Annotated in this window: 8 protein-coding genes; all 8 read left to right on the top strand. The window is 47.0% G+C overall.

Features of this window, described 5'->3' with window-relative positions:
* The first annotated feature begins 169 nt into the window (after positions 1-169).
* Positions 170-1,303 carry an acyl-CoA dehydrogenase family protein gene (locus tag G8764_RS04310; protein WP_166162180.1) on the top strand — a complete coding sequence of 378 codons (1,134 nt, stop codon included), beginning with the start codon at positions 170-172 and terminating at the stop codon, positions 1,301-1,303.
* Between the two features lie 25 nt (positions 1,304-1,328).
* Positions 1,329-2,099, top strand: a complete 771-nt coding sequence (locus G8764_RS04305) for an SDR family NAD(P)-dependent oxidoreductase (RefSeq protein ID WP_166162178.1) — start codon at positions 1,329-1,331, stop codon at positions 2,097-2,099.
* Positions 2,100-2,125: 26 nt separating this feature from the next.
* Positions 2,126-3,262, top strand: coding sequence for a CaiB/BaiF CoA transferase family protein (locus G8764_RS04300; protein ID WP_166162176.1), 1,137 nt, complete (start codon positions 2,126-2,128; stop codon positions 3,260-3,262).
* A gap of 1,424 nt (positions 3,263-4,686) precedes the next feature.
* The gene (locus G8764_RS04295; protein WP_166162174.1) at positions 4,687-6,441 is read left to right on the top strand and encodes an SIR2 family protein; all 1,755 of its coding nucleotides are present in this window, start codon (positions 4,687-4,689) and stop codon (positions 6,439-6,441) included.
* Complete coding sequence (locus G8764_RS04290) at positions 6,438-7,076, top strand: hypothetical protein (protein WP_166162172.1); 639 nt, start codon at positions 6,438-6,440, stop codon at positions 7,074-7,076. The genes G8764_RS04295 and G8764_RS04290 overlap by 4 nt, the downstream gene beginning before the upstream one ends.
* 5 nt (positions 7,077-7,081) lie before the next feature.
* Positions 7,082-9,502 carry an AAA family ATPase gene (locus tag G8764_RS04285; RefSeq protein ID WP_243748619.1) on the top strand — a complete coding sequence of 807 codons (2,421 nt, stop codon included), beginning with the start codon at positions 7,082-7,084 and terminating at the stop codon, positions 9,500-9,502.
* Positions 9,503-9,754: 252 nt separating this feature from the next.
* On the top strand, positions 9,755-10,081 hold the full coding sequence (locus tag G8764_RS04280; RefSeq protein ID WP_166162168.1) for a nucleotide pyrophosphohydrolase: 327 nt from the start codon (positions 9,755-9,757) through the stop codon (positions 10,079-10,081).
* A 34-nt stretch (positions 10,082-10,115) separates the two neighbouring features.
* On the top strand, positions 10,116-12,500 hold the full coding sequence (locus G8764_RS04275; protein ID WP_166162166.1) for a DNA/RNA helicase domain-containing protein: 2,385 nt from the start codon (positions 10,116-10,118) through the stop codon (positions 12,498-12,500).
* Positions 12,501-12,773: the final 273 nt, after the last annotated feature.

The raw sequence follows: 12,773 nt of genomic DNA, 5'->3' as shown, positions 1-12,773 counted from the left end.
GAGCGGGCATTGCCTCCAGGCCGCTGGTGATACCGCAGTGTACCCTTTGCGGCCAATTTCTGCGGCGGCTGTCGCGCACAAGAAAAGTAGCTTGATGGCTGGATGTTTAAACCTAGATGATCCTTAATTAGAGAGTGATGAAGTGCGAAAATTTACCGAAGAACAGTCTATGTTTCGTGAAGCATATCGCAAGTTTCTTGAGGCTGAGATTACACCAAACGTAGAGCGTTGGCGGCAACAGGGTATCGTCGATCGCGAGGCGTTTGAGAAAGCGGGAGAGCAGGGGTTCTTGATGATCTGGCCCGATGAGCAATATGGCGGCTTGGGCGACAAAGACTTTCGCTTCGAGCAAATCATAATCGAAGAAACTCAGCGAGCAGGCTGTGGAGAGTGGTTCAACACACTGCACAGTCGTTTGGTCGGCCCCTATCTGGAGCATTTTGGCAGTGATGATCAGAAGCAGCGCTGGTTGCCCGACTGTGTATCCGGTAAGAAGGTTCTCGCTATCGCTATGACCGAGCCCGATGCCGGCAGCGACTTGGCCGGTATGCGTTCTAGTTTGAATGTGGAGGGTGACCACTATGTGCTCAACGGTTCCAAGACGTACATATCTAATGCTATTAACGCAGACTTGGTCATAGTTGCGGCCAAATCTGACTCGGAGGACCATTCGCACTCAATGACCTTGTGTGTGGTAGAGCGTGGTATGGATGGATTTGAGCGCGGTCGCAACCTCGATAAAATGGGATTAAAGGCACAGGATACCGCCGAGTTATTCTTCAATAATGTGGTTATCCCCAAGGAAAACATTCTCGGTGAACCTGGTCGCGGATTCTTTTATTTGATGCAGGGGCTGGCGGAGGAAAGACTGATCGCCATGGTAATGGCTGCTGCGAATGCGCGCAGGGGATTCAACATCACCCGGGAGTTTGCTATGGAGCGAAAAGTCTTCGGTAAGCCCCTGTCGCACATGCAGAACACCCAGTTTAAATTAGCCGAAATGGATGCCGAGTTGGATATCCTGCAGGTCTATGTCGACCACTGCGTTTCCGAGCACAATGAAGGCCGTCTTACTGTGAATATGGCGGCTAAGGGTAAGTTGCAAGCCACAGAGCTGGAGTGGAGGATGATGGATCTTGGCGTGCAGTTGCACGGAGGCGCCGGTTATATGCAGGAGTATGCCATCTGCTCCATGTTCACTGATGCACGGATTAATCGTATTTTAGCGGGTAGCTCCGAGATTATGAAGTTGATTATTGGTCGGGATATTTTTACGGATAACTACAGCAGTATTCTGGATTAAATAAAAATGGTTATGGGAGTTGGATGTGGATATTAAAGGTAAAGTTGCTATCGTTACTGGTGGCGCGTCTGGTTTGGGTGAGGCTACGGTCCGTCGTTATGCGGGTATGGGTGCCAGCGTAGCCATTTTTGATATGCACGATGAGCGTGGTAACTCGCTGGCGGTCGAACTGGGTGATAATGTGATCTACCAGAACGTCAATGTTACCGATGAAAACGCTGTTCAGTCGGCCATTGATACGGTTGTTGAAAAATTTGGTGCTGTACATATCTGTAACAACTATGCCGGCATTGGCAGTGCTGTCAAGACCGTGGGCAAGGATGGCGCTTTTCCTTTGAGTCATTTCAAATCGGTCATTGATGTAAATCTGAACGGTACATTTAATGTGTTACGCTTGGCCGCATTGCAGATGACCACGCAACAACCGGTCAATGACGATGGCGCTCGTGGGGTAATAATCAATACCGCATCTATTGCCGCTTATGAGGGGCAGATGGGCCAGGCTGCATATAGTGCGTCAAAGGGCGGCATCGTGGGTATGACCCTGCCGATCGCGCGTGATCTGGCCGGTTATGGTATTCGCGTGAATACTATTGTTCCAGGTTTGATTCACACGCCGCTGTTTGACTCTTTACCCGAGTCCGCGTACGAGGCCTTGTCGCATAGCCCGCTGTGCCCCCAGCGTTTAGGCAGGCCCGATGAGATTGCGCACCTGTCCCAGTATATTGTAGAAAATGATTACACTAACGGAGAGTGCATTCGCATGGATGCCGGTATCCGTATGCAACCTAAGTAACCGATAAGCCAGCCGAAGGAGTTCCTATGGGACCATTAGCAGGGATAAAGGTAATCGAAATGAAGGGCATTGGTCCCGGCCCGTACGCTGGTATGCTGTTGGCGGACCTGGGGGCTGAAGTTATTGTGGTCGAGCGTGCGTCTAAGCCCAATTCTATTGCTCCCCCTTCTGCGATGGATATTAATTCCCGTGGTAAGAAAAGTATTGCATTGGATTTGAGTTGCGCGCAGGGTTTGGAGGTTCTGTTAAAGCTGGTTGAAAGGACTGATGTCTTCTTTGAAGGCAATCGGCCCGGCGTAGCGGAGCGTTTAGGGTTTGGTCCCGATGTGTGCTTAGGGCGCAACCCCAGGATTATCTATGGTCGTATGACAGGCTGGGGACAGCACGGTCCACTGGCGAATTCAGCTGGCCACGATTACAATTATATTTCATTGACTGGTGCTGCCGCTGCGATCGGTACCAAAGATCAGCCGGTACCACCTTTAAATTTAGTGGGCGATTTTGCCGGTGGCAGTTTATTCCTGGTTGTTGGCATCCTTTCGGCGTTACTGGAAGTACGACAGTCAGGTAAGGGGCAAGTCATCGATGCCGCCATCACAGATGGCTCTGCACATCTGATGAGCATGTTCTATACCTTGGATCAACTGGGCGGTTGGCAGACTGAACGAAATAAAAATCTATTGGACGGCGGTGTGCCATTTTATGGCGCCTATGCAACGGCGGATAGCAAGTTTGTATCAATCGGCCCTATAGAGCCTAAGTTTTTTGCCGAGATGGTCCGCATAGCAGGTTTTCCAGAAAGTTTTGTTAAGGATCAAAATAACCCTCAGCGATGGCCTGAGATGAGAGCCACTTTTACGGAGACTTTTAAATCCAAAACTCGAGATGAATGGGTGAAATTATTTGAAGGTAGTGATGCGTGTATTGCCGGGATTCTAGATTACGAGGAGGCACCGGGTCACCCTCATAACCGGGCACGCGAGACCTATATCGATGTTGGCGGCATTCTGCAACCCGCACCAGCGCCACGTTTTAGTCGTTCAATTTGTCAAACTCCTTTAGCACCTCATGAAGAGGGAGCCGATACTAGGCTTGTATTGGAAGATTGGGGCTTTTCTTTACAGGCTATTGAGGTGCTGGATAAAGCTGGGGTGTTGTCATGACATTAAATTGGAGCCCCAATAAGCGAAATTGGAACTATAACTTATACAGTAGTATACTGTGTGACGACTATTTGCAGTTGTCGCCCAACGCAAATGGGTGTCATAGAGCCTGATGCGCGAGCAGCCATTGAGCCGGGAACCTCTCGGGCCTCAGCCGAGTAGCCGAAATATCTAACAGCGTTTTTTTGCTGTGCAGAAGTAGAGCAACTCATACCAGAAGGCCGTTTACACAAAGGTAAGTAATAAGTCCTGGCTCCAAAAAGCCCGTTGCGGATCATTGCTTCTGGCATATAACGTATAGTCTTCAAGCTGAATCGTTCTGCGATTAATGATAGCCAGATAATAAAGCGTTGAAAGAATATTCATAGTTGATAATCAACGACTTTCCACAGATAGGTAGATATCGGGCGCGGCTACTTCTGAGGTGGTAAGTGTTGGCAATTTCAGTGTGGCACTATTGTCAATGGTTGTTGCTCTAGTTCGAAATAGCTACTTTCTTTGCCAGCTGGATCACGGTACACGATTCTGTGGTCCAATGTAGGAGGGATCTGGCCGCTGTCAAATAGCTTGTGATGTATGCTATCCAGCAGTAGGTCGATCCTTACATCTAACCCGAAAATTTCGTGAAGGGGATAGATAAAAGTGGGATGTCTTTAAAAATAGGGCTGTCGAGACCTCCAAAACACAAAAATTGCTGCTCACGTCGTTATTGCAACATCCGGATTAAGGGCCTGATAAAGTGCATCGTTCAGAAATTTTCCTAATTGTACTACTAGGGCCCTTAACTTTGAGTGCAGTAAACAAAGAAAATATCTCGGCGATTTAAAATGGGTCCAGGTATGTCCTCCCCCCAAGCCATCCCCCCAATCAAAATCATGACACGTGCACAAATAATTCTTTAATTAAAACAATGAGTTACGATCAGAAAAATGGCTGCGCTGTCGGTTCAAATCCGGCCACTCCGACCAATTAACAAAAAAGGCCACCCAATGGGTGGCCTTTTTTGTTAATAGACCGAGTTGCGGGGTTTGTTCAATCGAACGCCTCGGTTCACGGCTCTACCCCATTAACGGGGGATGGGCACTCATCGAACCCTGTTAATAATGCCATCCCACCCACAGTGGGCCAGCCTGAAATCCGGCCACTCCGACAAAAAAATGCTTTATAAATCAGCCGCTTAGGTATTTAGGCTCTACCCCATTTAAGTCTATATTAAGTCCAGTGGGAAGTTTGATTACTCTGGTACAGATTGAGCTATACGTTTAACATATAGCTTTGTCATTCATTGTGAAAGAGCCGAGTCGGTTTGCCCAATTCTGACAAATAGTCGCTGGGGTACGGGCGCACCTATTTTAAAGATATGCGGCGAGACTTCTTCTAAAATTTGTGGCCGATGTTGCTGTAGGGAAAATTAAGGATAAGGAATGCCGCAAGCGCCAGTAGTCTTAGAAACTTCTGTTGGGGAGGTGCTAGCAAAGTTTGATGCCGAATTTGCCTCTGTTGCTGATGCTGTCGCGAATGGAGAGTTTGCACTTTGGGTCGGTTCTGGTATTTCACGTGAAGCCCCCAATCTCGGAAATCTCATAGAGCGGGCGCTCGACTTTATCCGGGTACGGGCGGTATCCGCTAAAACTGCTCATGTATATTTGCCGGCTCTCCGGGAGGCGCTTGAGTTGGCGGATATTGACCCTGCAGTAGTCCAAGGCCAATACGGTAGACCATTGGCGGACTGGCCTCAGTATGGAGAAATTATCAAGAGATTATGGGGCCAGTACTCTCGCCTTTTAGACATTCGAATTGCCGGCACAGATGTTGACTTTATACTCTGGGAGGCAATCGACATTAGGGAGGCTTTCCGGCATCCCGCTCCTCCCGCGGCAGAGCATCTCTGTATCGCGATACTGATTCTCGAAGGTGCAGTAAATCAAATTGCCTCAGCAAACTGGGATGGTTTTTTAGAAGCTGCTGTTCAACGATTGGGCAACGGTATTCCAGGTGTCATACAGGTCGTTGTTGATCCTGATCATCTTAGAGGGCCGGCCGGACGAGCTCGTCTACTTAAATTCCACGGCTGCATTTTACATGCGGAGAGTGAGCCTGATTTATTTCGGCGATTCTTGACTGGGAGCCACTCTCAGATTGTTGCCTGGCCGGAAGCGCCTGAATATGCAGCGATGAGAAATGCGGTTGTTAATATTGCAACAACGTACAAGACTCTGGTGCTTGGGCTTTCTATTCAGGACAGCAATCTACAAACGCTATTTACGAGAGCTAACATTGCACATGCGTGGCCATGGCCCTGTGTTCCGGCTGCTCCGGGTCACGTGTTTTGTGAAGAGCTAGAAGATTTACAGCGGGGGCAGCGCGATATTTTACGACTTATTTATCGTGAGGCATACAATGTTGATCTTGTCGGTCTTCAAGAAGCCTGCCTAATTCGTGCTTGGGGTGAAAAGGTGCTGATTGCGCTTGTTTTGAAGCTACTTGCAAACAAGCTCGATTTGCTGATGAGATATGCTCTAACCTCTTTAGAGAAGTTGCCAATCGCAGAGGCACTAACGCCCTTACTTGTGGGATTGCGCAATGACATATCGGGTCTCGCGGTTCCTGCCCCAGATGAGCGAAATCTTACGGCATTCGTGAATATGGCCATTGCGGTATGGTCACGAGTGCTCGCGATTTTTCGAAATGGAACACTACCCAATAATCCAGAAGCCTATGAAGTACTTACCAGTAGCACTCCCCATCTAATTATTAATGACCAAAATTCCTTGGCTATGCGACTGGGATTCCTCGGGGTCGCGTTGTCTTTGTTTCAGCACGGACGTGAAAAAGGACTCTGGACGTTGAATCTACCCGTCTCAAACGATTTAGAAGCTGGAGTAATGACAGCTCGAGCGTTACGCGCAGGCGGAGTAGATCGTCCAGTCTTCATCGTGAAATCTGCCACGGAAGCGATCGCCCTCAAGTCTGATGGTGCCTTTGGTAGTGAAAACGTAATTGTTGTTCACGCAGATGATGCTTGGCATCAGCTGGGAGGAAGTGCGCGTCGCGTGCGTGGCGCACCGGGTAGAGTCGGAAGGGTCGATGAAACACACATTAGTTTGAGTAATCTGCTCACGCGATGTGATACTTGTGAAGCGCTGAAAAAAGATTTTGTTGAGGAGGTTATGATTTGACACAATCGCCTCTTGTTCGCGCAATTCGGGAGCGACTTCGTTGCGCCAATTATGTTGATTTATCGATACCCTTCAAAGTTGCTGGCGTCGAGTTCTCCTTTAGCGGTGCTATGCATGGTAGCGACGGTCGAGCTCTGGACCTTGTTCTCCTTATTGATACCGTTACGGGAGATTTTGGAGATCGTGATGGCCGACGAGTTCGGCAAAAGGTAGAGGCGCTAAGCCGCGCGCTCGACGTAACCGGGTCTCGTTATGTGGTGACGGTCATCCTTGCGGGCCCCCCGCTGGCGAATGGTGGAGTTGAAGTGCTTCCCGAAACCTGTCGCGTATTACATGTGGAAAGTATTGAGCTAAATGATAGTGGTGAGCTTGTAGATCAGGCCGCGCAATGTCTACTTGAAGATCGTATTCGCGTATTGTTGCCGCTGCTGATTCCTGCTCCGATTACAGGCTCGCAGGGCGAGGGTGTTACTGTCATGGATCAGCTTATTCGCGCGCTACCCGCTGGAACTAGCAGCGCTCTAATTGATGCTTTGATTGATGCGTCCAGTGATGGAGAGCTAGCCGTGCTAGATACAGTTGTGTCGATGACCTCGAGGGCCCTGCAGTCAAGTCAGAATGAGGGCTTATCGTGAATCGGATGTTGAAAAGTATAGATATTAACAATTTCCGCAGTATTCGTGGCCAAATTCACGCGCCGTTAGACGCAAAAGTTATTCTTGTTCATGGCGAGAATGGTGCGGGAAAGACAAGTTTGTTGTCCGCAATTGAATTAGCGCTTACTGGTAAGGTTCAATCTTTGGAGCGCGTTGATCCAAGCTATGATGCGCAACTACTGCATCGCTCATCAGATAGTGGCAGTGTTTCATTGCAGATATTGAATGGTGCAGCGGAAGAACGATTCAGCTCTCAGCTGAGAGCAGAGGGTGCGCGTCCTAAGGCTGTTCTGAGCGACCAACTTGCCACGTTTTTCCGGGAGCGGGCATTTCTCCCTCAGTCTCTTCTAGGTCAGTTGCTGCAAATCTACCAAGATGCTGGGAGTGATGCGGCATCCCCTCTCGCGCAGTTTGTGGCCAAGTTGCTAGGGCTTGATCGGTTGGACTCTCTTGAAGGGGGGCTAAAATTTCTCGCAGACGTGCGTAATGTTCGTAGACATGTGGATGGTTGGCTTGACACCGAGAATCAAAAATCATTTCTTGAGAGTCAACTCACTGATAAAAGAAAGATAAAAGAAGAGATGGAAGCCCAGATTCAGGGCTTGATTGACGAGCTCACGAAACTGTGTGTTGAGCTTGAATTATCTGTCGCGATCGAGGAGAAAAAGCTGGATCAAGTTGCGGCGGTTCTTTCCCTTAGCAGCGATTCTGAAGCCTTTGCGCAGCTGACTGATCGGCAGCGGCAACTAGCTTCAATCCAGCGTGAAATTCAAACTTCGCAAGATTCTAGTGCATCCGATACTGCTCTCTTGCCTAGTGGTATTGATAATGCTAGGAGCGCATTTGAACTATGGGAAAAGAAATACGGAGGAGTAGTCGCTACGCTTCGTAGGCGCGTTGAAGGTGTTTTGGAAAATGCCTCGTTTCCCAGTAGCCCAGAACAGTTCGCAGAGTCCGCATTAAAGCTCTTGGGTATCGAACGAATCCAGATTAGAGATCGGGTGTCACGTGCTCGAGCAGACATCGAGCGGTACGTGACTGCACAGGAGGAATCTGATGCAAAGAATTTAATGCTGAAAACCATAGATGAAGAAATAGACCGATTGTCCAACAATGCGGGTAGTCTAGGGGCTGCATTGGCAGAGATTTCTTCATTTATAATTGATGAATCTTGTCCTGTCTGTGATAGAGATTTTCGTGAGGTCAGCCAGCTGCCGCTTAGCGATCACGTACATGGTAAGGTACGTATGCTTTCTTCGTCGGCAGAGCGATTGCTTAGCCTCGGGCGTGCTCGGAGTGATGCGCAAGTCATTGCCGATCGACTGAGTCGCGAGATCGAGACTATTTCTGCGCGTAAGTTGGATGAGAAGTCTTTAGTCGAGTTAGATCGGCGTTTGGGCTTAGTTGAGAATCTAATTAACGAGATAGACAGCATTATCGATGCGCTGCAAGAAGGCGGACGATTACGCGCTGCTGATGTGGCTGTTCGGCGTGCAGTTTTTGAGGCTGAGACGCGCAGTTTAGCACTTGCGACTGCGCGAGAAACATTGAACGATTTTGCGCTAACGATCCATGCCGAGATTATTGCGGATGACGAAAGTTTAGAGGTTGGTGCGGCGCGTCTAAACGCTACCCTTGCTTCCCGAGCCAAACGGCTGGAAAGTCGACTTTCTATGCGGCGTAGAGGAACTGAGTGTATTGAAAATATTCACTCTGCGATTATGCGTCGAGATGAAACCGACCAGAGAATTTCGAAAGATAATGAATCATTGCGTCAAGTTAATCGGGCTCTAGAGCGAGCTAAGGCTCTACGTGATCAAGGAAATGCAATTCGAAATGCTGTCGATACGGTTCGGTCTAGTATCATACGCAGAGAATTTAACGACCGGCTTAATCTCGTCTGGCGTGATCTTTTCGTGCGGTTGGCACCAGCTGAGCCATTCGTACCAGCATTTCGGATTCCAGAGTCTTCAACGCAGAAACTACAACCCAAGCTTGTTACGGAGCATCGAGAAGGAGGAGAGGGTGGAGGAGCACCGGGCGCCATGCTCAGCGCGGGCAATCTCAACACGGCCGCCCTGACGTTATTTATAGCGCTTCATCTCGCAGTTCCTCGGGAGCTACCCTGGTTAATTTTGGATGATCCAGTTCAGTCGATGGATGACGTCCATATTGCGCAGTTGGCGGCGCTATTGAGGACTTTGTCCAAAGAGCATGGTCGTCAGTTGATGATTGCTGTCCATGATCGCCAATTGTTCGAGTATCTAAAGCTAGAGCTTAGTCCAGCTTTTCCGGATGACAGCCTGATAACACTCGAATTGTCGCGTGGGCAACGTAGGGATAGTGTGTGTATCTCGCGGCGCTTCTCTTTTAGACAAGAGACGGCTATAAATTTCGTAGCTTAATGTTTTCACTATATATCCTTATGGACATGGCATTTTTGTGTTCGTACAGTTATTGACAGAAATCCAAGGGCGGCGCATTCGCGCCACCAACAGAAAACCCCTCATCAAAAACCTGATTGTTTTTTGAGCGGCCAACAGGGCAGACAGTCCACTCCCGGATTTTGGTTTTGATGTGTTCCACGCCTAAGTAGATGGTCTAAATTTGTATGGTATTTTTAAGAGTTAAAATCATGTTTATAAAGGTCAATTTAAATGGCTGAACTAGAAGAAATGCGTCAGATTATGCGTGAATTCTCATGTTCTCGAGAATGGGATAAGTTTCACTCACCTAAGAATCTATCGATGGCCTTAAGTGTTGAGGTAAGTAAATTAATGGAGTGCTTTCAATGGATGACGGAAGAACAATCGAATTCTCTAAGTCCTGAGCAAATCGAAAACATAAGCGATGAAATTGCAGATATTCAATTGTACTTAGTCAGTCTTGCAGACAAAGTCGGTATTGATATAGGTAGCGCTGTTGATAATAAAATAAAGAAAAATGAATTGAAATACCCAGCGGATAAAGTAAAGGGTAGCTAAAAGAAGTATTCTGAATATGAATAAGGCAAATTAAATGATTGTATATTCTGCAACTAAGCGCAAATTTGTAGAGGATGTTCGAGCCAATCGAATTGCCGAAATTATAGAAAATGAGGTGTTACGAAAATTAAATCGTAACTCTCCTCGAAATGAAAGGTTGTCTTGGGAAAACTCCTTACAATATATGTCTCAGGTTCTTTGGGATGAAGGTATTCCTTCGGCAGCGGGTGTAGCTATCGAGTACAATCTTCCGATGACGAACCGTCGAGTGGATTTCATCTTGACGGGAAAAGATGCTGATCGTAACGATACCTCGATTATTATTGAGTTAAAACAGTGGCAAGAAGTTAAAAAAACCAATAAAGACGCCATTGTCAAAACACGCTTCCTGCATGGGGAGCAAGAGACAAATCACCCTTCATATCAAGCGTGGTCTTATTCAGCCTTGATTGAGGATTATAACGAAACAGTTCGAAAAGAATCTATTCGGCTTCTTCCTTGCGCCTACCTTCATAATATGAAGTCACGAGATGTTATTAACGACCCTTTTTATGTGGAACACACATCTAGAGCACCTGTCTTCATTTCACCTGACGCGCTAAAACTATCAGAATTTTTAAAGCAGCATGTCAAATATGGTGATAGTGATAACATCATGTATCGGATTGAGCATGGGGTTATCAAACCATCTAAAAATTTGGCTGACGCTTTAGTATCCATGCTTGATGGTAACCCTGAGTTCTTGATGATTGATGAGCAAAAATTAGTATATGAGACAGCTCTTGATCTTGCCCGTAAAGCTCAAAAAGGCAGGAAACAAACTTTAATCGTTAAGGGTGGCCCAGGGACCGGAAAGTCAGTTGTAGCTATAAACTTACTTGCCGAGTTAACCAAGCGAGAACTATTGGTACAGTATGTTTCCAAGAATGCGGCACCACGAGAAGTTTTTAAAAAGAAGCTGACAGGCAGTAGGAAGAAATCTCATATTGATCAGATGTTCAAGGGCTCTGGAGCCTATACCGAGATTGAGGCTAACAAATTTGGAGCTTTAATAGTCGATGAAGCCCATCGTCTAAATGAGAAGTCTGGTTTATATGGAAATCTGGGAGAGAATCAAATCAAGGAGCTGATTTTCGGTTCCCGCTTTAATATATTTTTCATTGATGAGGCTCAGCGAGTTACTTTACAAGATATTGGTACTGTCGAGAGTATTAAGCGATGGGCATATGAGTTGGAATCTGATGTCACGGAACTGGAGCTTGCATCTCAGTTTAGATGTAATGGATCAGATGGATATTTAGCATGGGTTGATAACAGTTTGCAGATTAGGGAAACCGCTAATTCGACCCTTGAAGATATTGATTATGACGTTAAGGTTTTTGATGATCCTAATCAACTTCGTGCTGAAATAATTGAGAAAAACCGTTTAACTAATAAGGCTCGCCTAGTCGCTGGCTACTGCTGGGACTGGGCTAGTAAAAAAGATAAGGAAAAATTTGACATTGTAATTTCTCAGTACGAGTTTAAGGCTCAATGGAATCTGTCTGAAGACGGCAGTTTATGGATGATTGCAGAAAATTCAGTCAATCAAATTGGTTGCATTCACACTTGTCAGGGTTTGGAGCTAGATTATATAGGAGTAATCATTGGGGAGGATTTTGTTATCCGGGATGGTATTGCTATAACAGATGCAAGTAAGCGTTCATCTAATGATAGGTCCATACGCGGGTTTAAAACTATGCTGAAGAAAGATCCTGAAAAGGCGGCTCAGTTGACAGCAGGGATCATTAAAAATACCTATCGTACATTGATGACTCGTGGCCAGAAAGGATGCTATATCTTTTGCGTAGATGCCGAGACTGGCGAATATTTTAAGAATTTAACTCAATCTGTTGCAGAGAATACGTCCACGTCACTTAGTCCCTATCAGGGGTTAAATCTACCTATAGTATCTATAGAAGATGCGTATCCATATGTGACCCATGTTCCTATTTATGACTTACACGCTGCCGCAGGCTCCTTCAGTGAGGCGCAAGTGATTGAAGGTGTCCAATGGGTAGAGTTACCCGAGCATATTAATGTAAGTGAAGGAATGTTTGTAATGCGCGTAGAGGGTGAGTCGATGAATCGGCGCATTCCTAATGGATCTTGGTGCTTGTTTAAGTCAAATCCCGGGGGAACGCGAAATGGTAAGGTAGTCCTAGTTCAGCATAGGCACATAGATGACCCCGATCATGGCGGGAGCTATACAGTTAAGGTTTATCACAGTGATAAAACTATTGAGGGAGATATGACCATTAATACAAGAATAGTGTTAAAGCCAGATACGAATGCGTTCGGTTATTCATCCATCGAGTTGGAAGATAATGGAGAGGAATTAACAATAATTGGCGAGTATTTAGCAGTGATTAGTGACTAAGCCTAAGCACTACAAAATGTTCACACTGCCTTATTAAATTGAAACGATTCGCGAAACCGCGAAACCGCGAAACCGCGCGCGAAACGGGACGGGGTGATTAAATATTAGCCAATCGCTAGTCTGGCGGGCTGTGAGCACCCGCAAGGAAAAGCAGCATGCCAAGGATGGCGGGCAGCTATTCGGTCAGGATATCTTGCCCCCAGGGAAACCCTTCTCCCGGCAGTACTTGGCCAGCTTCGCCTCATTCAGCGTCGCGGTTTCCGGATAGCGGGG

The sequence above is a fragment of the Pseudomaricurvus alcaniphilus genome (genome assembly GCF_011440395.1).
Classification (GTDB): Bacteria; Pseudomonadota; Gammaproteobacteria; order Pseudomonadales; family Cellvibrionaceae; genus Pseudomaricurvus; species Pseudomaricurvus alcaniphilus.
Note: the sequence above shows the minus strand (reverse complement) of the source record. Positions and strands in the feature narration are given on the sequence as shown.

Bases quoted from the DNA above. Each gene is read 5' to 3' on its own strand.
- G8764_RS04295 (WP_166162174.1), top strand. From the start codon at position 4,687: ATGCCGCAAGCGCCAGTAGTCTTAGAAACTTCTGTTGGGGAGGTGCTA.
- G8764_RS04275 (WP_166162166.1), top strand. From the start codon at position 10,116: ATGATTGTATATTCTGCAACTAAGCGCAAATTTGTAGAGGATGTTCGA.
- G8764_RS04280 (WP_166162168.1), top strand. From the start codon at position 9,755: ATGGCTGAACTAGAAGAAATGCGTCAGATTATGCGTGAATTCTCATGT.
- G8764_RS04310 (WP_166162180.1), top strand. From the start codon at position 170: ATGTTTCGTGAAGCATATCGCAAGTTTCTTGAGGCTGAGATTACACCA.
- G8764_RS04300 (WP_166162176.1), top strand. From the start codon at position 2,126: ATGGGACCATTAGCAGGGATAAAGGTAATCGAAATGAAGGGCATTGGT.
- G8764_RS04285 (WP_243748619.1), top strand. From the start codon at position 7,082: ATGTTGAAAAGTATAGATATTAACAATTTCCGCAGTATTCGTGGCCAA.